The sequence below is a fragment of the uncultured Bifidobacterium sp. genome (assembly GCF_949292005.1).
Lineage (GTDB): Bacteria > Actinomycetota > Actinomycetes > Actinomycetales > Bifidobacteriaceae > Bifidobacterium.
Map to the genome: position 1 here is coordinate 1 of NZ_CASEXV010000082.1, position 21025 is coordinate 21025.

Consider the following 21025-nt stretch of genomic DNA (forward strand, 5'->3'; position numbering starts at 1 on the left):
CGAATACACTTGACCCACGGGTGCAACACCTCTCTTCAACGGACATCTAGACAATCTCCAACTCTAGAAGGTGTTGCACTTGCATCTAGACAACAGGCGGCCTCGCAAGACTCCAGCCATATAAGACGCTGATACTGTGGAGCGTGGAGAAGGCGACGACGTGAGGACCGCGAACGGAATCCGACTCCAGAGGAGGGCCCCGATGTCCCAAGAAACCGCATCGCACGCACGGACCGCCCCAGCCCATCGCGCCCGGCACGCGGGTGGCCCAGACCCCGTTCTTCCAGACTCCGACACCCCGGTCGACGCGCCTGAGCAGGATCGCTCCGGTTCGGAAGGAATCATCGCGAAGGCCATGGATCTGACGAAAAGCTACGGATCCGCCGAGACCGCCGTCACCGCATTGGACCATGTCACGGTGGATTTCGAGCGCGGTCGGCTCACCGCCATCATGGGACCGTCAGGTTCCGGAAAATCCACGCTGATGCATTGCATGGCGGGATTGGACAAACCCACGTCCGGACAGGTGTTCATCGAGGATCTCGAAGTCTCCGCGATGGGCCAGCGGCAGCTCACGAGGTTGCGGCGCCGACGCATCGGCTTCATCTTCCAGTCGTTCAACCTCGTTCCAACGCTCACCGCCAAGGAGAACATCCTTCTGCCGCTGCAGATCGCCAAACGCCCGGTGGACAACGATTGGTTCGACCATATCGTCGAAGTCGTGGGACTCAAGGACCGTCTCGACCACCGCCCAAGTCAGCTTTCGGGAGGACAACAGCAGCGCGTGGCCTGCGCGCGGGCGCTGATGTCCCGACCCGCCGTGATTTTCGCCGACGAGCCCACTGGAAACCTCGACTCGCACTCCAGCAGGGATGTTCTGAGGTTCCTCCATGACTCGGTGCGGGAGTACGGGCAAAGCATCGTCATGGTCACGCACGACCCACGCGCGGCGTCGTACGCCGACCGCGTGCTGGTCCTCGCGGATGGAAGAATCGTGAGGGACATGGATTCCCCTTCCTACGAGGAGATATTGGACGTTTTCGCCTCGGACGACTCCGAGCCGAATGACGACGGGACGCTGTCATGATGCGCATTGGCCTGCGGGACGCTCGATCGCATCTCGGGCGTTTCGCCATGTCCATCATCGCCATCGCCCTTGGCGTGGGCTTCGTCGTCGGCTCCTTCTGCTTCCGGGAGATGCTCAACAACCAGACCTCGCAGATGATGGCCACCAACGCCGACCACGACGTTTACGTCAGAGGCGTCCATTCCACCGACGACTCCTCGGAGTCGTCGTCATCGTCAACCTCCTCCCTCAAGGAATACAACTCGATCAGCACCAGCCTGATCGCCACCATCAAGAAGGTGTCGGGAGTCACGTCCGCTGTTGCGAGCGAGAACATCAGTCTTTCCGGAGTGGTCCTTGTGGGAAGCGATGGCAATGCCGTGTCGACGCTGGGCGCTCCCACCCTCGCCATTGCGATGAGCGGAGACCATCCCTGGCGTTCCGCGACGATCACCTCCGGCCATCTGCCGAAAAACGACAACGAGATCGTCCTTGACGACTTCGCAGCCAAGAAAGCCGGACTATCCACAGGCGACAAGGCCACCATGGTCTTCGCCGACGGTCCACGGACCATGACGGTTGTGGGCATCTTCTCCACGAGCTCAAGTCAGGCGGGAGCCATCCTCATCGGAGTGAGTCCGGCGCTGGTGACCCATTATTCGGATAGCTCCGGCCACGGCGGCGATACGACATCGATGATCGGAGTCTATGGAAGCTCGACAACGCCACTGAGCGATGCCGAGCAGAAAGACCTGGCACGGAGGATCAACGACGCCCTGCCCTCGGGATCGTCGGCCCACGCGATCACGGGGGACGAACTGAGGAAGGAAAGCACCGACGCCATCCAAAGCCAGCTCGGCTTCGTGCAGCCGCTTATCCTCATCTTCGCGGTGATCGCCCTGTTCGTCGGCTCGTTCATCATCGCCAACACCTTCTCCATGATCGTTCGTGAGTCCATGCGCGGATATGCCTTGCTTCGATCGATAGGCGCGTCCCCGCGGCAGGTGTTCCTCACCGTGGTGGTTCAGGCGCTGGTTCTGGGAGTCATCGGAGCGTCCGCCGGCGTGGGACTGGGCTGGGGAATGGTTCGTCTGATCATCGCGGTCCTCTCGGCACGGGGGATGCCATTGACCAGCGCGGTCTCGCTATCCGTCAAGGATGTGGTCGTAGGCGTCGCGGTGGGAATCACCGTATCCGTGATGGGCTCGGCGATCCCCGCGAGACGTGCGTCGCTCACCCCCCCCATTCAAGCCATGAACGAGACCGTCAATCCCGAGAAACCCGTCTGGCCGCATGGAGTGCTCGGAACGGCCATGCTGCTCGTCGGGGGGTTGAGCTGGGCTCTCACCTATGTCCTCGCGACCTCGTCCTCCAGCACGCCCACGCCATGGCCGACGATCAATCGCATCCCCATCGGATGGCCCTTGGGGATCGGAGCCGGACTAATCGTTCTGGGAGTCATCGTCATGGGTCCGGCGCTTATCCGTCCCGCGGGGGCTGTGCTGGGGTGGATACCCTCACACCTTTTCCCGGTGACCGGACGCTTGGCCACACGCAATCTGTCGCGGTCGACGCGGCGCAGCTCGAACACCGCCGCGTCGCTTTTCGTCGGCATAGCGATCGTCAGCTGTCTCGCCGTGATAGCCACATCGGCTAAGGCCTCCGTGTCGTCACTGATCGACAACGGGCTGAAGGCGGACTTCGCCGTGATGTCCGCATCCTACGGCGAGATACCCGCGGGTGCCGTGGACGCCCTTCGCAGGGTGGACGGCGTCGGCAGTCTGAATGCCAACCACATCGTCGTGGGACTGAAATACAACGGAAAATCGGTGTCCGCGACCACGGTGGCCGCTCAAAGCACCCTGTTCTCAAACGTCTTCGCGGCCGATTCGCAATCCGGCGACCCCACGAGCGCCCTCGGGGAAGGAGAACTGGTCGTCGGGTCGACGATAGCGGATGACAACAACTGGTCGGTCGGCGACACCATCACCGTGGGAACGGGAACGGCATCCGGAGACCTGCATGCGAACCTGCGTCTGCGCGTGGGCGCGATCGTCGAGAACTCCGTCTACCGCAGCAGTATCATCATAACCGACGACGTCGCCGGATCCCTGGTGCCGAAGACCGCGATGCCCATTGGCGAAGTGTTCGTATCCGCCGCATCGGGAACTTCGACGACCACACTGGGCAAGGCGCTACGTAAAGCCGTCAAGCCCTACTACGTGATCACGGTCATGACGCGGGACCAATACAAATCGACGATCAGCGACACGATCGACAGCATGATCATGATCCTCTATGCGCTGCTGGCCCTGTCGATCATCATCGCGATCGTCAGCATCGTGAACACCCTTGCGCTGAACGTGTCCGAAAGGACCCGTGAGATCGGACTCCTGCGGGCGATCGGCACGTCAAGGGCGCAGATACGCGGAATGCTGGGAATCGAGGCGGCGATCATATCCGTGTTCGGAACCATCGCTGGGGTTATTGTGGGCACCGTCGCGGGAGCGATGATCAGGGCCGTGTACGAACAGGATGGGATGGAGACGCTCGCCATCCCCTGGTCGCAGCTGGCGGCCTTCGTCGCGGCATCCATCGTGGTGGGGCTTCTGGCAAGCGTGTCCCCCGCCAGCCACGCCTTGAGAAAACCCGTATTGGAGGCCGTCTCCAGTGACTGAGAGTTATCCAAGGAAGAGTTATCCAGCAGAGGGCCATCCGGCGCCCGACCGACCGACCGACCGAAGCGCAGACGCGCATCCCACCAATCAACGCTCCCCCGATATCAGCCGACGTCTGCCCGCGGGATCGATCCCCAAGGGATCGAGAGTGGTAGTTCGGTTGTATGACGGAATCGACACCCGAACCGGTCGTATGTCGTATCGGGACGTTCTCGGACATGTCCTGAGCTGGGACGGTGACGTCTTGGAACTCAGACGCGACCCCTCAATAGATTTCTCCCGTCCTGAAACCACCATCGAAATCGCCGGTAAGGACATCGCGATCATCAAACCGATACCAGAACGCCGACGCATGCCCGGGCATCGGCCACTCGCGGATTAGACCAGTTACGGGATTCCGGTGAAGGGGCACATCCGAAGGCACGCGTGGCTGAGGATGGCGGAGAGCACGGGGAGACAATCGTTAAGCGAAAGGCTTCGGCACCGCTTCGAACGACCCGTCGGAATGAACGCCGCGGATTCGCTCCCCGCGTTTGGCCGAAGTCATCAGTTCCTCGCGCCAAGACGAGCCATCGCCCGGAATCACCACGCTGGAATCGCGTGAGGTCACGCCGGCGGTCAACACGGAACGGTAATCACGAAAAGCCTGCCCATGACGGAAGAACTCGGAGATCGTCCCGTCGTCGCCACTATGGAGGGCATCCGCGAACGACTCCAACCGGGAGGCCATGCTTCGCAAAAGACGCTCCACATTGGCGGAGTCCTCCTCGATCATGGAGCGGGTCCTCGCCGGATCCGTCAACGCCACCCGGGTCATGTCACGCCACGATCCGGCGGACAAGGCGGCCGCGATGGCACGCTCGGGATCATCGCACAGCTCGTTTATCATGGCCGTCGAAACGGCATGCGGCATGTGCGAGATCATCGCGGCGGCCCTGTCGTGCATCTCATCATCCACAACAATCAACTCATCGCCAACCAGCCCGGTGATCATCCGCGCCACGGCATCCAACCTGACCTTGCTTGTCCCGGCATCAACGGTGACAGCCCACAAAGCGCCGTCGAAAAGCGATGCATCCGCCGCCGCGAACCCCGATCTCTCATTGCCCGCCATCGGATGCGCACCGACGTAGCAGTCACCCAAACCAGCGGCGACAACCTGCCGGCGGACCATGCCCTTGACGCTTCCGACATCCGTCAGCGTCGTCGCGTTAGGATCAAAAGACCGTGACAATCGTGACAGCACCTCGGGCATGGCCCTTAGCGGATTGCACAGAACCACGATCCGCGGACGCGCCTCCACGAGCTCATCAAGGGAATACACGCATCGAATCCCCTTCTCGCGTGCCGCGGCATAGCAATGGTCACGATGGTTCCACGCAACCACATCGCATCCGGCGTCCACAAGACGCAACGCCAGTGATCCTCCAATCAGTCCAAGACCGACGATGCCGATCGTGCTCACCACAGCAATTCCCTCCGTATCCGCTCACCCGACATGCCCTCCCCGCACGAATCCCCACCGGAACCCCGCGTCGACGTATCCACCCTGACCCCGCCACGCGGAAGCATCCATGCGTCGACCGGAGGCGACACGCTCTCACGCCGCGGATAAACCGCCAGCGTCTTCACCCAATCGCCCGCAGCGACCAATGTTCTCAGGCAATCATTGAACCGCGGATCCCAAGGTGCGGAATCCAGTGTGGCGATGAAACTGTATGTGCCATCATGACCCTTGATGGGACGGGAGATGAAACTCGTCATGTTCAGCCCCGCGTCGCGCAGGACATCCAACAGATCGGCTAGCACGCCCGGACCTGTGCTCAACGGTATGAACGTCACGACGGTTTCGAAATCGCCGGCGTCCCGATGGCGGAAGACCCGCATGATCCTCTCCCGATGGTTTCGGGGCGCGATGACCAGAAAGTCGGTGCGCGCCCCTGCGTAGTCCTGGACATGGGATCTCCACGTCCGAGCTCCATACAGAGGACCGCATATCGCGGGCGCCAAAGCCACCTGGCCAGGCTGGAGGTCACGGCACGCCGCGGCATTCGATGTGGTCGGAATCTCACGAAGGCCATGGTCCTGGATGAAGCGTCGACACTGCGCCAAGCCATGCGGATGGGCGACGGCAAACACCGGAGGATCATCCGAATCGGGAAGTACGAAGGCGTCAAAAGACACGTCGACGCTGACGCGCAGAATTCCCATGGAGTTCTCGGAATCGATAAGAGCGTCGAGATTGGGAACAACATAGCCCTCAACGTTGTTCTCCCAAGCCATGACGGACCAAGCGACCTCGGATTGGACGGCGTTCATCATCTCGGGAACGTCCGATGCCGGAACAGGGCGCATCTCGATGCCGAGTACGTCCCGGATCATTCCCGTCGCGGATTGGGCTGCCTCATGCGTGAACGAGCCCTGCGGACCCAGGTAAAGAAGTCGTGTGACGTCCTCGCTCATCGGTATCCCTCCCCTCCTCGCCCCCTACGGAAACCGAGACGGGCACCGCTGCGGACGCTACGACGGCGCATACGTCCGGAGGCATTGAAGAACCTCCGCGGAACCATGACAAGAGCGACCTGCACTATCACCATTCCAAACAACCACATGTATCCCACATGCTGACTGAAATAGGGAAGATCCGATCCCGTGAATCCCACCGGCGTGGTGGCCCCCGACTCGGACCCGGTCAGAGCCATGCCCCAGACGACAAGCGAGGACACGATGAGATGGATGGACAACGCCACCACACCATCGCGCGACCTGGCGCACCAAGCCGACATCGTCACGATCGCGAGGGCAAGGATCAGACCGTACGGCATATTCGAGGACGCTCCCATGCGATGGGCGAAGGTCCCGATGAAACCAACCGCCACCGCCGACAGAATGGTGATGAGGTAGCGAATCGGAGCCGCGAGGGTCTGTGACCATGGCCGGTCGCGACCGACGCTGGTATCCGGGATGTCAGGCATGCCTCCAGTATGCACCGAAGCATGCACCAGCACATGGCCGTACACGGACGGAACAGGCCGCCATGGCGAGCGAACGCCACGGCGGCCCACGGTTCCGTCACCTCACGCGCTATATCAGCGCACGCGCCGAATCCTACGCGTTGTTGTTCTGGCGGCGCTGCTTCGCACGCCACTTGTACCACTCATCACGGCTGAGAATGATCTTGCGTACTCGGACGGCCTCCGGGGTCACCTCTACGCACTCATCCTCGTTGGCGAAGTCGAGGCACTCCTCAAGGCTCATACGGATCGGAGGGGTGAGGGTCTCGAGCACGTCGGCGGTCGCCGAGCGCATGTTGGTCATATGCTTCGCGAGGGTGATGTTCACATCCAGCTCGTCTGGCTTGTTGTTGACGCCCACGACCTGCCCCTCATACACCGGGCTCTGGGGATCGACGAAGAAGTTGCCACGCGCCTGCAGCCTCTGCATAGCGTAGGGAGTGGCGATCCCCGCGCGGTCCGAGACCATCGAGCCATTCTGACGGGTGACGATCTGACCAGCCCAGGGAGCGTATCCGGCCGACAGGGAGCTGGCGATCCCCGTGCCGCGAGTCGCCGACAGAAGAGCCGTGCGGAAGCCAATCAGGCCACGAGACGGAACGGTGAACTGCAGGCGCACCCATCCGGACCCATGATTGCTCATCGAATCCATGCGGCCCTTGCGGTCGGCCATAAGCTGGGTGACGGTTCCCATATACTCCTCGGGAACGTCGATGGTCGTGCTCTCCATGGGCTCATTGAGCTTGCCGTCGATCTCCTTGGTGACCACCTGGGGGCGGCCCACGGTGAGCTCGTAACCCTCTCGACGCATCTGCTCGGCCAGAATGGCCAGCGCAAGCTCTCCCCTGCCCTGGACCTTCCACGCGTCCGGACGCTCGGTGGGAAGAACGTGGATGGAGACATTACCGATCAGCTCATGCTCCAGACGGTCCTTGATCATCCGTGCCGTGAGCTTGTGGTCCTTCCCCTCGGTTCCGGCCAGAGGCGAATCATTCACCCCGAAGGTCATGGAGATCGCCGGCTCATCCACATGGATAAGCGGCAGAGGACGGGGATCGGCGGGATCCACTATCGTCTCCCCGATCATGATGTCGTTCACTCCGGCGATGGCGACGATGTCGCCGGGACCCGCCTCCTCGACGGGAACACGGTCAAGTCCCTTTGTGCGCAGGATCTCCGTCAGCTTGAACTGCTCGACGGAGCCATCCACGCGGGACAGCCCATACTGCTTGCCCTTGATCAGCGTGCCGTTGTAGATGCGGACGAGTCCCAGGCGTCCCAAATAATCCGAGGCGTCGATGTTCGTCACATGCGCCTGAAGAGGGGCCCCTTCGTCGTAGCTTGGCGCAGGAATGGTCGAGATGATCGATTCGAACAGCGGTTCAAGATCCTGGTTGTCAGGCAGCCCACCATCCTCGGGCTGGTTGACCGACGCGTATCCGGCCTTCGCCGCGCAATAGATGACCGGGAGCTCCAGAAGGGAGTCCAGATCGAGGTCCACGCCCTCCTCGGTGACGTCCTGCGCAAGTCCCAGCAGAAGATCCGTGGACTCAGCGACGACCTCGCTGATGCGCGCGTCAGGACGATCCACCTTGTTCACGCAGAGAATGACGGGAAGCTTCGCCTCCAAAGCCTTGCGCAGAACGAAACGCGTCTGGGGAAGCGGTCCCTCGGAAGCGTCCACCAGCAGCACCACGCCGTCGACCATGGAGATTCCGCGCTCCACCTCACCGCCGAAATCGGCGTGTCCGGGGGTGTCGATCACATTGATGGTGATCCCCTCCGGATGACCGTATTTGGCTGCAAGAGGTCCGGTGTACTGCACCGCGGTGTTCTTCGCGAGAATGGTGATTCCCTTCTCGCGCTCAAGGGCGTTGGAGTCCATGACGCGGTCGGGAACCTCCTCACGTTCGGAGAACACGTGCGACTGCTGCAGCATCGCATTGACCAGCGTCGTCTTGCCATGATCGACATGAGCCACAATCGCCACATTCCGAATATCTCCGCGAACCGCCATCACAGAACCTCTCTTCACCAAACCGGAGCACCATCGGATGCCCTCGGCATCCGTTCGCGAACCCCTCGGATTCGCACGCACCCTAAACCGTCGCAAGTGTAACGATGCGTGACGACACAATCATCAGGACGTCCTCAGCGCAATCCCAACGACAGCGCGTCCTGCGCAGAGTCCGGCAGCATGGGGGCCAAATCGGGAAGCTCGGACAACGAGGCCATCCCCATGCGGTCGAGGAACTCATCTGTCGTGACAAGAAGAGCCGCATGGGTTTCAGAATCCTCCCCACGCGCCTCCACAAGACCACGCACCATGAGAATCCTCACGACGCCGTCCGAGTTGACTCCGCGAACCGCCGACACCTGCGAGCGCGTCATGGGCTGTTTGTAAGAGATGATGGCCAAGGCCTCCAACGCGGCTGGCGACAGATTCGCCGAAGTGGTCTGGGAGGTCAGCGACATCACCAACGGAGCAAACTCGGCCCTGCTCACAAGCCTCCACCCTCCCGACAGACGTTTGAGCGCGAAGCCCCGCGCGGGGACTCCGGATCGAGGATCACCGTCATAATCACGGCTCAACGCAGTGAGCTCGTCCTCCACCATCGAGGCGTCGACGTGAAGAACCCGTGCGGCGTCCCGGGACGACAGAGGCCCGTCGCTTGCCATGAGAAGTGCCTCCAAAGCAGCCGCCACGCGTTCACGCGCCTCCCCATCGCCATCCGTCTCGTCGACACCACGCGGTTCGTCAACACCGCGAGTCTCGTCCGTACGTCGCTTCACACCGGAATCGGCTTGATCGGCGGCCAATCCATTGCCGTCACCGTTCATCGTCACGACACTGTCCTCTCCGTCGAACCGCCACCATCATCATCCCTGTCCTTCGCGTGAGGCTCCTCCAACGAAAGATCCGGTTCCGAACCTTCGCCTGCAACCTCCCCATCGCCGGGGTCCCCGACCCAACGCACCCATAGCGGCTCAAATGGACCATCCTGACGAAACTGCAGCCATCCTCGCGTGATGAACACCAAAAGCGAGAAGAACCTGGCCACCACGACGATTCTCGACCCGGCGTCGCGACACAGATCATGGAATCCGACAGGATCGCCACGTGGAACGGACAGAATGCGCCGACGTACCAGCCGCGCCTGCCCACGCAGATCCACCACGGGCGCGTGAAGACGATGCTCCGCCAGCCGCGTCACTGGTGAGTTCGCAATCACCACGGCCGCGATGGACGCAAGGTCGTGAGGGTCCGTCGACCACACAAGCTTCGCCGGCACTGTGAGAACTCCCTCCGTGGAACCCGGATGAGCCACCCATCCTCCATATGCGTCAAGCCGATCGCCGATCCCCACGGCGGCCTTGGAAAAGGCCCGGTATTGCAAAAGCCTCGCGAAGAGGAGATCCCGTTCCTGGAGGGCTCGCAGAGACTCCTCGTCCCGTCCGCTTCCCTCGACCGAGCTGGGCAGAAGCGCCGCGCTTTTCGCCTCAACCAGAATGGACGCCACATCCAGAAAAGCGCTGGCCTGCTCCAAATCGGCATCAACGTCCAGACCACGGACATATTCAAGAAACTCCTCGGTGATGGATGACAGCGACAGCTCGGTCAACTCGAGTCTGTGAGATGACACCATCGTCAGCAACGTCTCGAAAGGGCCGGAATAGACATCAAGATCGACGGAAAAGACCGCCTCATCCGGAGCGCCGTTCGTGCTCCCTGAATCTCCCGGCGATTCGACGCTCATCGCCAGTCACCCGGCCTCGGCCACCGGAACACCTGCCCGGGCCGCACTTCGACCCTCATACGAACCACTCCGACATCCATGCCGCCGACCTCAGGGAACGATCCCTTTGCCCACGAGCTCCCTGGCGACCTCGCGGTATTCCCTCGCAGTCTTATGCCCGGGAGCGTAGATCGTGATGGGGGCCGCGGCCACCGTTGAATCCGGAAGCTTGATGGACCGTGATATGACGGTATGAAGAACCTTGTCCTGAAAAGCCTCATGGATGCGCTGCAACACCTCCTGCGAGTGCAGCGTCCTGGTGTACATGGTCACGAGCACCCCATAGACCTTGAGGTCGGGATTGATCCTGGCGCGCACCTTCTCGATCGACTGCATGAGAAGTGCCACCCCCCGAAGCGCGAAGAACTCCGCCGCGACCGGGATCAGAACACCGTCGGCGGCGGCCAGCGCGTTGACCGTGAGAAGCCCCAGCGAAGGCTGGCAATCGATGATGATGACGTCATAGTCGTCCCTCACCGATCGAAGGACCCCGGAAAGGATGCGCTCCCGTCCGACCTCGGTGACCAGCTGTATCTCCGCCGCCGACAGGTCGATGTTGGCGGGCATCACATCGATATTGGGAAAATCAGTGTGACAGATCACCGTGTGGGGGTCCACGGAGGGGTCGAAAAGAACCGTGTACACAGTTCCCTCCACCGTATTGGCGTTGATTCCCAACCCAACGGTAGCGGCGCCCTGGGGATCGAAATCGACGACAAGCACCTTGCGCCCGTACAGGCTCAGCGCTCCAGCGATGCTGATGGTGCTGGTGGTCTTGCCGACCCCGCCCTTCTGGTTGCACATCGCGATGATTCGCGCCGGGCCGTGGTGTGCGAGAGGCTCCGGCTCGGGGAACGTCTCAAAGTCACGTCCAAGCAAATCGGTAGGCATGAGTCCCACAGTAGCAACAGGTGTACTCACTGTCAGCCGGCCGTCGCCCGCGGATGGGTCATCACATAGGTCTCCACAAGCGTCTGCGGACTGATATGCGTGTACACCTCTGTCGTCGTGACCGAGGCATGGCCAAGCAACTCCTGCACAGTGCGGACGTCGGCCCCGCCCTGGATGAGATGCGTGGCGAAGGAATGCCGCAGCGTGTGCGGATGAAGAGGACGCGAAAGATGGACGCGCTCTCCCGCGGTCCTGACCACGTCCCAAGCCGATTGGCGCGAAAGACGACGCCCACGCAGATTAAGAAACACCGCCCGCACCTCCGTCCCATGACGGGAATGGGATTCGAGGACTGGTCGAGAGGACCCGTAATAGCGTGACAGCGCGTCGCAGGCATACGCCCCAATGGGAACCACGCGCTGTTTGGCGCCCTTCCCGGTAAGTCTCGCATACCGTTCCTCGAGGTCAAGATCACCTCTGTCCAATCCCACCGCCTCCGAGATTCGCGCTCCGGTCGCATACAAGAACTCCAGAAGGGCCTTGTCCCGAAGGACGACCGGATCCATACTTCCGTTCATGGACGCGGCGTCGAGAAGCCTGGATACCTCGTCGATGGTGAGCACGTCGGGAAGGTCACGCCTTGCCTTGGGAGCCCTTACGGAGGCCGAAACATCCACATCGACGACATGCTGGGACAGGGCGAAGCGATGGAACTCGTGGATGGACGCGAGTCTGCGAGATCGGGTTCGGTCGGAGTCACCTTCGGCCCGCCGCCATGTGAGATAGTCCTCGACGTCGCCGCGCGACACTCCGCGCATGTCATCCACGCCGCGGCCGGCCAGCCATGTGGTGTATCCGGCCAGATCGGCGGCATAGGCATCCACGGTGGCTTCGGACAGCCCCCTTTCCACTCCGATGTGGATGATGAACTGATTGCCAAGGGATTGGTACGCAGGCGCGAACGAGGTCGAGCCCCGTCCTTCGACGGGGCTCGACCTTATATGATTATGATCACCGCGGGAATCCACCATTCTCAGGCGGCGACCGGTGCGTTCACATCCTCGGGAAGGGCGCTCTTCGCCTCGGCTACCAGAGCGCGGAACGTGTCGGGGTCCGAGACGGCGATCTCGGCCAGAGCCCGACGGTCAAGATCGATCTCGGCCAGGCGCAGGCCCTGCATGAAGCGGTTGTAGGTCATGCCCTCGGCGCGTGCGGCGGCGTTGATGCGCTGGATCCACAGCTTGCGGAAGTCGCCCTTGCGGGCCTTGCGGTCGCGATAGTTGTAATTGAAGGAGTGAAGCAGCTGCTCCTTGGCCTTGCGGTACAGACGTGAACGCTGTCCGCGGTAGCCGGAGGCCCTTTCGAGAACGACGCGGCGCTTCTTATGGGCGTTCACTGCGCGTTTGACTCGTGCCATGTTATTTCCTCAGCTTTCCTATGACGTCTTCGGTACGATGCTCAGTGGTTGAGCAGCTTGCGCATGTTCTTGCTCTGGGCGGGAGCGAGAACCTCGTCCCTGGACAGAGCGCGGCGCTTACGAGCCGACTTGTGCTCAAGATTGTGGCGCATCGCGCTGCCGGCGTGCATGAGCTTGCCCGAACCCGTCACGCGGACGCGCTTGGACGCTGCTGAATTACTTTTCATCTTCGGCATTGCTGCCCTCCTTGTTGATGATGGACATCTCGTGCGGGCCTTAACCGCCACAGGAACGGCCGGCCCTCAATCTCTTGTGGTCTCAGTCGGCCGTTCCGGCCTCCTCCGCGGCGGAATCGGACTGCTCGGTCCGCGAAGTCTGCTTGGCGGCGAGCCGCGCGGCCTGACGAGCCTGACGCTCGGCCTTGGACTCCGCACCGCGCCGCCGCTGTTCCGACTGCGTGTGCACCTTCTTGCCTTTGGGCGCGAGAGTCATGATGATGTTGCGGCCCTCCTGCTTGGGAGAGGACTCGATGGTGCCATAATCGGCGACGTCCTCCGCGAGCCTGCGCAGAAGCTCCACGCCTCCGATAGGCCGTGACTGCTCACGTCCACGAAGCATGATGGTCACCTTGACCTTGTCTCCGCCGCTGAGGAAACGGGTCACATGGCCCTCCTTGACGGTGAAGTCGTGATCATCGATCTTGAGGCGGAAACGAATCTCCTTGATCTCCGCGGCGCTTTGGTTGCGCCGGGCCTGCCGAGCCTTGACCTTCTCGGTGTATTTGAACTTTCCGTAGTCGATGAGCTTGGCGACGGGAGGCTTCGAATTCGGTGCCACCTCGACAAGGTCGAGACTCGCCTCCTTGGCCAGATTCAAGGCCACGGAGGTCGCAATCACTCCGACCTGCTCCCCATTGGGTCCAATGAGGCGCACCTGAGGTACCCTGATCTCATCGTTGATACGTGGTTCGTCGCTGATGATGACTCCAATCCTTAACTTTCACCGAGACGGACCCCCGGAAACCTTCGGATGTTCATGACGGGCAAGTCGCACGAACCATGACGACAACGCGCCACGACCATGATGAATCCTCACCGCGTGCCGGACGCATCGCATCCGACCATGAACCCGAAACCACAAAAGGCCTCCAGGTGGGGTCGCCCCACTTTCTTGATTTCTCAAGCCGAAATAGGATAGTAACACCATTCCCGCACATGCGCCACCGCATGTCGCGCCATTTCCGCGGAATCCGGCTCCAGATCGGACTCCGATCCCGAATCCCCACCCGCAAAGCACATCCGTCGCATTACAGTGGTGCGCATGGGAACGAGCATATCCATGGATTCGGAAGCAACCTGTGTGATTCTGGGCGCCGGGGAATACGCGGGCACCCGTCCCGTCCTTCCCGATCACCGCCTTCTCATCGCCGCGGATGGTGGGCTCGACCACGCCCGGGAATGGGGCGTCGAAGCCGATGTCGTGGTCGGCGACTTCGATTCGATCGTCGGTCCCGTTCCCCCCAATGATGACGAGGGAGACTCGCGGACAATCACCCTTCCGCCCCAGAAGGACGACACCGACATGCTCAGCGCACTCAAAATAGGCTGGTCCCGGGGAATGAGGACGTTCCATATATACGGCGGATTGGGCGGTCGTCTTGATCAGACCCTCGCCAACATTCAGCTTCTCGCACTTCTCTCATCCCATGGGGGAATCGGTTTTCTCCATGGTGACGGGACGATAGCTACGGCCATCAGCGACGGCCGGCTGACCTTCCCCGCGCATCCATGCCCCCGGACGTCGGTCGTCTCCGTGCTGTGCCACGGGGACGTGGCCATTGGCGTCTCGGAACGGGGTCTGGCCTACCGACTTGATGACGCGATCATGACCAACACCACCCCGAACGGCATCAGCAATGAGTTCGTGGACGCGTCAGCGGCCAGCGTGGACGTCTTGGACGGGACGCTGATCGTCACCTTCCCTGAAGGATCGCCATATCCATCATCCGTGTCGAACAACCACGCAATGACGGGCGGGATTGGCGCGCTGGACATCGCCGTCACGAACGCCGTCAACGATGACCCGCGGCATGACGAAACCGACGGACCCGATTCGGGACGACGCATGATCCTGTACTGTCATCGGCCATGCTCCACGTGCGCGAAGGCACGCGCCTGGCTCGACGACAACGGCATCGCCTTCCGCGAGGTGGAAATCGCCACAAACAATCCGGGCATCGCACGACTCAGCCGGTGGCTTGACCAATCCGGACTGCCCGTCCGAAGGCTGTTCAACACCTCCGGCCGGCAGTATCGAGCCCGCGGACTCTCCTCGCGGCTTGACGGGCTCAGCCGCGACGAGGCCCTATCCATCCTCGCCTCGGACGGGATGCTGGTGAAGCGCCCCGTGCTCGAACATCCGGACGGCGTGCTCATCGGATTTAAGCCACAGGAGTGGCGCGACGCGTTGCTCTAGTACAGGTGCCGCATTACAGTGGAGGCGTCGGTAAATCAAGGCCGAGGTGCCGTGAACGCACCCGGGTTCGTATCCCTAAGGGAGACATACATGACAGTTAAGATTGGTATCAACGGCTTCGGCCGCATCGGCCGTCTCGCATTCCGCCGCATCTTCGAGCTTCAGGCCCGCGGTGGAGAGGCCGGTGACATCGAGGTCGCAGCCATCAACGATCTGACCACCCCGTCCATGCTGGCCTACCTGCTCAAGTACGACAGCACCCACGGCACCTTCCGCCATGACGACGGAACCCCGGTCGAGGTCACGTCCACCGACGACTCCATTGTCGTCGACGGCAAGTCCTACAAGGTCTACGCCGAGAAAGACGCCAACAACATCCCGTGGGTCAAGAACGACGGAGTCGAGTTCGTGCTTGAGTGCACCGGCTTCTACACCTCCGCGGAGAAGTCCCAGGCCCACATCAACGCCGGCGCCAAGAAGGTTCTGATCTCCGCCCCCGCCAAGGATGAGGGAACCCCGACCGTCGTCTTCGGCGTGAACGAGAACATCCTCAAGCCGTCAGACGCGATCGTGTCCGCCGGATCGTGCACCACGAACTCCCTGGCCGCCATGGTCAAGCTGCTCGACGAGAAGTGGGGCATCAAGGCCGGCTTCATGACCACGATCCACGCCTACACGGGAACCCAGATGATCCTCGACGGACCCCGCTTCCCCAAGGAGCGCAACAACCGCGCCGCCGCGATCAACACGATTCCTCATTCGACGGGCGCCGCCAAGGCCATCGGCAAGGTCGTTCCCTCGGTCAACGGCAAGCTGCAGGGCCATGCCCAGCGCATCCAGGTGCCGGACGGATCCGTCACCGAGCTCACCTCCGTGCTGAACACCACGGCCACGGTGGACGAGATCAACGCCGCCTTCAAGGAGGCCTTCTCCACCACGGACTTCTACGGATACAACGCTGACGGCATCGTGTCCTCCGACATCATCGGAGACACCCACGGCGGCGTCTTCGATCCCACGCAGACCGATGTCAACGAGGTCGACGGAGTCACCCTCGCCCGCACCGTGTCCTGGTACGACAACGAGTACGGCTTCACCTGCAACATGATCCGCACTCTGCTGTACTTCGCCGAGATCTCCGAGTGACGCTCAGGAATCCCCGCATCATCTGATGTCGGGATTCCGCGCCAGGGAAATGGGTTCGGTCCCTTGATGGGATCGGGCCCATTTCCTTTTCTCCATTTCCCCCATCGCGTTCCAAGCGCCACGACATGCGCGTCGGCGACATCCGTCCACAGTGGCGGTACAACTGGGAATATGGGAAAAACACGTCATTCAGGTCAGGCATCCACGCCCGCGACCCTTCAGCTTGAGCGTGCGGGCATCCCGTTCCGCATCTACGAATACACCCATGACGCCGACCATATGGACTCGGGATATGGCGTCGAGGCCGCCACGCGTCTTGGATTCGACGAAGGTCAGGTGTTCAAGACGCTAATGGCCGACACGGGAGGGGAACGCGTCATCGGCATTGTCCCCGTCAACGGCCATCTGAATCTCAAGGCACTTGCCGCCGCCGTCGGCGCGAAAAAGGCGACTATGGCCGACCCCTCCGTGGCACAGCGCGAAAGCGGATACGTCGTCGGCGGCATCTCCCCCTTCGGGCAGCACACACACCATCGGACGGTTCTTGACGAGGGCGCGCTGACGTATGACATGATTCTGGTGTCCGGGGGCAAAAGGGGCTTCGATGTGGCGGTCTCCCCACACGACCTTCTCACGGTGCTCCATGCGGCGACCGCCCCCATACGCAAAAGCTGATCCAAGCCTCCACCAGAGAGGTGCCGCTTAGCTCCTTTCGGAGCGCCGCCAATCCCCGCTCCTGGAAGATCCGCGCCGCCCCCCACGAAGTTGCGACGGCATGACGAAATGCATCGTCTCCTTGATGTCACCCGCATGGTCGATGTCGGTGAACCCCCAGCGTCCCAACGTCGAGACGACGCCCTCGACCAGCTCCTCGGGAACCGATGCGCCCGAGGACACGCCAACGACGTTGGCGCCCTCGAACCACCGCTGCGACAGCTCTGACGCGTCATCGATCCGATACGCCCGTCCCCCGCTGGGAAGCTCCTGCTGGGCCACCTCCATAAGACGCACTGAATTCGACGAATTGGACGACCCCACTATGACCACACAATCAGACCGTTGGGCCACCTGCTTCACCGCATTCTGCCTGTTCTGCGTCGCATAGCAGATATCCGAGCTCGGCGGCTCCTCAATCCACGGGAAACGCGCACGCAGGGCGCGAACCACATCAATGGTCTCATCCACGCTCAACGTGGTCTGGGTGAGAAGAACAAGCCGCTGCGACTCCGGGAAACTCAAGCTGGACACATCCTCCACGCCATCGATCAGATGAACCCTGTCGGGCGCCTCTCCGATGACCCCCATGGCCTCGTCATGGCCATGGTGTCCGATATAGACGATGTCGTACCCCTCCCGGACGAATCTGAGAACCTCCCGATGCACCTTGCTCACCAACGGGCAGGTTGCGTCGATGACGTTCATGCCCCGACGCCGCGCCTCCTCCTGCACGGCGGGAGACACTCCATGCGCCGAGAACACCACCGGCACGCCAGCCTCGGCGGCCTCCTGCGGAATCTCGTCAAGCTCGTCCACGAACACCGCGCCCTGCTCGGCGAGATCCTCCACGACATGCCTGTTATGGACGATCTGTCTGCGGACATACACGGGAGGAAGCCCCGAACCGCCATCCCCGTGGGAACCTGAGGACAGTATGGTCCGCACCGTGAGGATCGCCCTGTCGACGCCCGCGCAGAAACCCCGAGGGTCGGCGAGAATGATCCGTCCTGACATGGCACCGCCTTTCGTCGGCTCACCACAGTACCAAAGCCCCTCCAGAAAAATTCCAGCAGACGCAGCCGGCGAATGGGGCAGTCCCGTACTACACTGTCTACACGGTTCACACTGTCAACGCGGCCAGCCCCACACAGCATAACAACGGCTTCGGTCGTTCCCCAACACAAGGGACATCCTCATGCCTCGCATCCTTCCCCCACGCTCCGGCAACCAGTACACCATTCAGTCCGGCGAATACCAGGCTGTGATAGCGCAGCAAGGAGCCTCCCTGCGTTCCCTGACATATCAAGGAAAGAACGTGATCGTCCCCTTCGATGCGGACGACATGGGAACAACCAGCCAGGGTCGGGTTCTTGTGCCCTTTCCCAATCGCCTGGCCGATGGAGAGTACACATTCCATGGAACCCGTCACCTTCTTCCCATCGACGAGCATGACCGGCGCACCGCCATCCACGGATTTGGGCACCAGCACCTCTGGACGCTGGCCAGCGTCGAGGACGACCGCGTGCGGCTGACATGGCGAGTGCCCTGCATGACCGGTTACCCATTCGACCTGGTCGTCGACGCCGTGTACGAAGTCAGTGCCTCCGGACTGGCGCTCACCATAAGCGCATGGAACCATGGGAATGCGGACGCCCCCTGGGCCGTGGGACTACATCCGTGGATTGCCAATGGCCACGATGGATATGGGGATGAGATTGACGCCGACAACGGACGCTGCCGCATCACCGTACCGGCGCGAATGCATGTGACGGTGAACGACAGGCTTCTTCCCACAGGAACGGAGTCCGTGGAGGGAACGGCCTACGACCTTCGCCAACCCACCACCCTGACAGGGCGACACTTCGACGACGCATGGACCGACCTGATCAAAGACGGCTCCGGAGACGCCACGGCGACGCTGACCAGACCAGATGGCATGACCGTGAGCATCCAAGGCGATTCCACCGTCACATCCTTCCAAGTCTGCACCGGGACGGGATTCCCCGCGCAGACACGTCCCGCCGGAATCGCGATCGAGCCGCAGACGGCCTACGCAGATGCCTTCAACAGCGGCATCGACCTCATGGTCGTGCATCCTGATGACACGGTGAGCACGACGCTTTCCCTCAGCGCCAGCATGGCCAACGGCCGCTGACGGGCAAACGCGCGGAAGGGGCGTTGTGCCGGTCCGAGGTTTGTGCGATAATTCCGAGGGTTCGTCAATAGTCAAGTGAAGGAGTCCATCATGGGTATGCGCGGACGCAAGCGCAAGGATCGCCGCAAGAAGGCCGCCAACCACGGCAAAAGGCCCAACGCCTGAGTCTCTCTGACCCCGTCACGGCATAAACGTTAGATGGGTCCAAACGTCAGGTAGATTTATAAAAGAACGGGAAATGATGGGGGTCCCGAAGGATTCATCCTTCGGGACCCCCATCATTCTCATCGATGCCCACTCGATTCGCTCCCTCACCACAGCGCTCCGAAAAGTCCGTCGGCATCCGCGCCCCCACAAACGATCGCCGACCCGAAACAATCGCCGACCCACGTGCGAAGCTACTCGTCCCCTGCGAAGCTACTCGTCCCCGTCCAACTCCTCATGGCAGCAATGGTCTATGGTCTCGTGCAGGCGACGCAGCAGGCAATCAGGAGCGACCTGGGGCCGAAGATAGGCACGCAGCATCTCGATGACTGCACGCTCGCGGCCATCGCACGAGCACTCGGGATCGAAGCACACGTCGACGCGCTGGCCACTGTCATGCGAATCATCCGACGTGCTGCCGGGAGTGTTCGCGGCATACGCGGACCATCCTCCGCCGACTTCGACGGACGATGACGACACGACGGTGGCGTCCACCCGTGTGGAGCGCATCATGGCGCAGTCGCACATCTCCGAATGGATGGTCACCCGTGTCGTTGACACCGCTGACGCGGGGGCGTCCCCACGGTCCTGCCCGTGGCCCTCCACTCGTGCGCTCATGCCAGCTCCTTTTCATTCACGTCATCCACATCCAACGTTCTGTCCTCATTATGTGCATCGTGGCCGCCAGCGGCGTTCGCGGACGGTGAAGACCGTCGCGGCGAGGCCTTTTCGGACCTCCCCACTCCCGTGCCGTACCCCTTTTCCGTTGCATAGGATGCCAACTCATGGCGGAGCTGCGCCCTCGCCCTGTTGAGCCGGCTCATCACCGTACCGATGGGAACGCCCTGTTCGTCGGCGACCTGCTGATAGCTTTTGCCGTCGATGGCGGCATCGATAAACACCTGACGCCGCTCAGGGCTCAGCGAATCGAGCGCGTGGATGATCTCCTCGGGAGCGAAGGCATCGAGATACTGCTGCTCCGCGGATTTCAACCCCTCGGAGCTGTGTCCTGCCGCCGAATATATGTCCCAGTCGTCATATTCACCCGTCGAGTCGTTGGCCCTCTTCGGGCGACGCTTGGACTTGGCGTACTGGTTGAAGAAGGCGTTGCGCTCGATGGTCGTCATCCACGCCTCGAAGTTGCTCCCCTCCTGGAAGCCGTCGAAGGCCTTGAACGCCCTTTCGAAGGTGTCCTGAATAAGGTCCTGCGCGTCCTCCGGGTTGTTGGTCAGCCGCATCGCCTGACGGTACAGGCCGTTGACCGCGGGAAGCGCAAGCTTCTCAAAGCGGGCACGCTTGTGCGCCACACTCTCCTGACGTTCTTCCTTCACGCATCCCATTCTAAACTCCGCGACAACGGCCACGACTCGGACCGTGCGGCCGGCTTCAACGGCGTCTGCGCGCTCCGGGGAGAAGGCGACCCGCCGGTGGCGCAACCATCCAGAGCGGTATCCACCGAGGTCGA

General features: G+C 61.8%; 21 protein-coding genes. 7 read left to right on the top strand and 14 right to left on the bottom strand.

Annotated elements, in window-relative coordinates:
• Positions 1-355 precede the first annotated feature (355 nt).
• The 3 genes from Q1X90_RS06240 to Q1X90_RS06250 all read left to right on the top strand — a co-directional run bounded on the left by Q1X90_RS06240 (position 356) and on the right by Q1X90_RS06250 (position 4126).
• Positions 356-1087 carry an ABC transporter ATP-binding protein gene (locus Q1X90_RS06240; RefSeq protein WP_300768217.1) on the top strand — a complete coding sequence of 244 codons (732 nt, stop codon included), beginning with the start codon at positions 356-358 and terminating at the stop codon, positions 1085-1087.
• Positions 1084-3744: an FtsX-like permease family protein gene (locus tag Q1X90_RS06245; protein ID WP_300768147.1), complete on the top strand. Its 2661-nt coding sequence runs from the start codon at positions 1084-1086 to the stop codon at positions 3742-3744. The genes Q1X90_RS06240 and Q1X90_RS06245 overlap by 4 nt, the downstream gene beginning before the upstream one ends.
• A 103-nt stretch (positions 3745-3847) precedes the next feature.
• Positions 3848-4126, top strand: coding sequence for a DUF6725 family protein (locus Q1X90_RS06250; protein ID WP_300768220.1), 279 nt, complete (start codon positions 3848-3850; stop codon positions 4124-4126).
• 81 nt (positions 4127-4207) lie between these two features.
• On the opposite strand, the gene Q1X90_RS06255 is transcribed toward Q1X90_RS06250, so the two are convergent.
• From Q1X90_RS06255 to infC, 11 genes are all read right to left on the bottom strand, one after another.
• Positions 4208-5212, bottom strand: coding sequence for a prephenate dehydrogenase/arogenate dehydrogenase family protein (locus Q1X90_RS06255; RefSeq protein WP_300768149.1), 1005 nt, complete (start codon positions 5210-5212; stop codon positions 4208-4210).
• Complete coding sequence (locus tag Q1X90_RS06260; protein ID WP_300768151.1) at positions 5206-6207, bottom strand: prephenate dehydratase domain-containing protein; 1002 nt, start codon at positions 6205-6207, stop codon at positions 5206-5208. The genes Q1X90_RS06255 and Q1X90_RS06260 overlap by 7 nt, the downstream gene beginning before the upstream one ends.
• The gene (locus Q1X90_RS06265; RefSeq protein ID WP_300768153.1) at positions 6204-6719 is read right to left on the bottom strand and encodes an alcohol dehydrogenase; all 516 of its coding nucleotides are present in this window, start codon (positions 6717-6719) and stop codon (positions 6204-6206) included. Before Q1X90_RS06265 ends, Q1X90_RS06260 begins: the two co-directional genes overlap by 4 nt.
• A gap of 133 nt (positions 6720-6852) precedes the next feature.
• Complete coding sequence (typA, locus tag Q1X90_RS06270; RefSeq protein ID WP_300768156.1) at positions 6853-8775, bottom strand: translational GTPase TypA; 1923 nt, start codon at positions 8773-8775, stop codon at positions 6853-6855.
• Between the two features lie 134 nt (positions 8776-8909).
• The gene (scpB, locus tag Q1X90_RS06275; RefSeq protein ID WP_300768223.1) at positions 8910-9599 is read right to left on the bottom strand and encodes an SMC-Scp complex subunit ScpB; all 690 of its coding nucleotides are present in this window, start codon (positions 9597-9599) and stop codon (positions 8910-8912) included.
• A gap of 2 nt (positions 9600-9601) precedes the next feature.
• Positions 9602-10516 (bottom strand): ScpA family protein, encoded by a 915-nt coding sequence (locus tag Q1X90_RS06280; protein ID WP_300768158.1) that lies wholly within the window; start codon positions 10514-10516, stop codon positions 9602-9604.
• A gap of 90 nt (positions 10517-10606) precedes the next feature.
• The gene (locus tag Q1X90_RS06285; RefSeq protein WP_300768160.1) at positions 10607-11446 is read right to left on the bottom strand and encodes an AAA family ATPase; all 840 of its coding nucleotides are present in this window, start codon (positions 11444-11446) and stop codon (positions 10607-10609) included.
• A gap of 32 nt (positions 11447-11478) precedes the next feature.
• The gene (gene xerD / locus Q1X90_RS06290; protein WP_300768162.1) at positions 11479-12477 is read right to left on the bottom strand and encodes a site-specific tyrosine recombinase XerD; all 999 of its coding nucleotides are present in this window, start codon (positions 12475-12477) and stop codon (positions 11479-11481) included.
• 2 nt (positions 12478-12479) lie between these two features.
• The gene (rplT, locus tag Q1X90_RS06295; protein WP_300768164.1) at positions 12480-12863 is read right to left on the bottom strand and encodes a 50S ribosomal protein L20; all 384 of its coding nucleotides are present in this window, start codon (positions 12861-12863) and stop codon (positions 12480-12482) included.
• Positions 12864-12904: 41 nt separating this feature from the next.
• Entirely contained in the window at positions 12905-13099 is a 195-nt protein-coding gene (gene rpmI / locus Q1X90_RS06300) for a 50S ribosomal protein L35 (protein WP_300768166.1), read from the bottom strand.
• 82 nt (positions 13100-13181) lie between these two features.
• A complete protein-coding gene (infC, locus tag Q1X90_RS06305) occupies positions 13182-13853 on the bottom strand; it encodes a translation initiation factor IF-3 (RefSeq protein WP_300768226.1) in 672 nt (223 codons plus the stop codon).
• Between the two features lie 330 nt (positions 13854-14183).
• On the opposite strand from infC, the gene Q1X90_RS07480 reads away from it, so the two are divergent.
• The 3 genes from Q1X90_RS07480 (at position 14184) to ybaK (ending at position 17159) form a co-directional block, all read left to right on the top strand.
• Entirely contained in the window at positions 14184-15338 is a 1155-nt protein-coding gene (locus Q1X90_RS07480) for a thiamine diphosphokinase (protein ID WP_366944466.1), read from the top strand.
• A gap of 90 nt (positions 15339-15428) precedes the next feature.
• Complete coding sequence (gap, locus tag Q1X90_RS06320; RefSeq protein WP_300768168.1) at positions 15429-16484, top strand: type I glyceraldehyde-3-phosphate dehydrogenase; 1056 nt, start codon at positions 15429-15431, stop codon at positions 16482-16484.
• A 171-nt stretch (positions 16485-16655) separates the two neighbouring features.
• Positions 16656-17159, top strand: coding sequence for a Cys-tRNA(Pro) deacylase (gene ybaK / locus Q1X90_RS06325; protein ID WP_300768170.1), 504 nt, complete (start codon positions 16656-16658; stop codon positions 17157-17159).
• A 27-nt stretch (positions 17160-17186) separates the two neighbouring features.
• On the opposite strand, the gene Q1X90_RS06330 is transcribed toward ybaK, so the two are convergent.
• A complete protein-coding gene (locus Q1X90_RS06330; RefSeq protein WP_300768172.1) occupies positions 17187-18215 on the bottom strand; it encodes a 4-hydroxy-3-methylbut-2-enyl diphosphate reductase in 1029 nt (342 codons plus the stop codon).
• A gap of 181 nt (positions 18216-18396) precedes the next feature.
• Between Q1X90_RS06330 and Q1X90_RS06335 the strand changes: the two genes are divergently transcribed.
• On the top strand, positions 18397-19356 hold the full coding sequence (locus Q1X90_RS06335; protein ID WP_300768174.1) for an aldose 1-epimerase family protein: 960 nt from the start codon (positions 18397-18399) through the stop codon (positions 19354-19356).
• Between the two features lie 417 nt (positions 19357-19773).
• Here Q1X90_RS06335 and Q1X90_RS06340 read toward each other — a convergent pair whose 3' ends face one another.
• Both Q1X90_RS06340 and Q1X90_RS06345 read right to left on the bottom strand, forming a co-directional pair.
• On the bottom strand, positions 19774-20178 hold the full coding sequence (locus Q1X90_RS06340) for a hypothetical protein (RefSeq protein WP_300768177.1): 405 nt from the start codon (positions 20176-20178) through the stop codon (positions 19774-19776).
• Entirely contained in the window at positions 20175-20891 is a 717-nt protein-coding gene (locus Q1X90_RS06345) for a sigma-70 family RNA polymerase sigma factor (RefSeq protein ID WP_366944467.1), read from the bottom strand. The genes Q1X90_RS06340 and Q1X90_RS06345 overlap by 4 nt, the downstream gene beginning before the upstream one ends.
• Positions 20892-21025 lie beyond the last annotated feature (134 nt).

Coding starts and splice junctions, on each gene's coding strand:
- Q1X90_RS06265 (WP_300768153.1), bottom strand. CDS start 6,719: ATGCCTGACATCCCGGATACCAGCGTCGGTCGCGACCGGCCATGGTCA.
- Q1X90_RS06240 (WP_300768217.1), top strand. CDS start 356: ATGGATCTGACGAAAAGCTACGGATCCGCCGAGACCGCCGTCACCGCA.
- rpmI (WP_300768166.1), bottom strand. CDS start 13,099: ATGCCGAAGATGAAAAGTAATTCAGCAGCGTCCAAGCGCGTCCGCGTG.
- Q1X90_RS06335 (WP_300768174.1), top strand. CDS start 18,397: ATGCCTCGCATCCTTCCCCCACGCTCCGGCAACCAGTACACCATTCAG.
- Q1X90_RS06285 (WP_300768160.1), bottom strand. CDS start 11,446: ATGCCTACCGATTTGCTTGGACGTGACTTTGAGACGTTCCCCGAGCCG.
- Q1X90_RS06330 (WP_300768172.1), bottom strand. CDS start 18,215: ATGTCAGGACGGATCATTCTCGCCGACCCTCGGGGTTTCTGCGCGGGC.
- Q1X90_RS06260 (WP_300768151.1), bottom strand. CDS start 6,207: ATGAGCGAGGACGTCACACGACTTCTTTACCTGGGTCCGCAGGGCTCG.
- rplT (WP_300768164.1), bottom strand. CDS start 12,863: ATGGCACGAGTCAAACGCGCAGTGAACGCCCATAAGAAGCGCCGCGTC.
- Q1X90_RS06340 (WP_300768177.1), bottom strand. CDS start 20,178: ATGAGCGCACGAGTGGAGGGCCACGGGCAGGACCGTGGGGACGCCCCC.
- xerD (WP_300768162.1), bottom strand. CDS start 12,477: ATGGTGGATTCCCGCGGTGATCATAATCATATAAGGTCGAGCCCCGTC.
- Q1X90_RS07480 (WP_366944466.1), top strand. CDS start 14,184: ATGGGAACGAGCATATCCATGGATTCGGAAGCAACCTGTGTGATTCTG.
- scpB (WP_300768223.1), bottom strand. CDS start 9,599: ATGAACGGTGACGGCAATGGATTGGCCGCCGATCAAGCCGATTCCGGT.
- Q1X90_RS06280 (WP_300768158.1), bottom strand. CDS start 10,516: ATGAGCGTCGAATCGCCGGGAGATTCAGGGAGCACGAACGGCGCTCCG.
- typA (WP_300768156.1), bottom strand. CDS start 8,775: ATGGCGGTTCGCGGAGATATTCGGAATGTGGCGATTGTGGCTCATGTC.
- gap (WP_300768168.1), top strand. CDS start 15,429: ATGACAGTTAAGATTGGTATCAACGGCTTCGGCCGCATCGGCCGTCTC.
- ybaK (WP_300768170.1), top strand. CDS start 16,656: ATGGGAAAAACACGTCATTCAGGTCAGGCATCCACGCCCGCGACCCTT.
- Q1X90_RS06245 (WP_300768147.1), top strand. CDS start 1,084: ATGATGCGCATTGGCCTGCGGGACGCTCGATCGCATCTCGGGCGTTTC.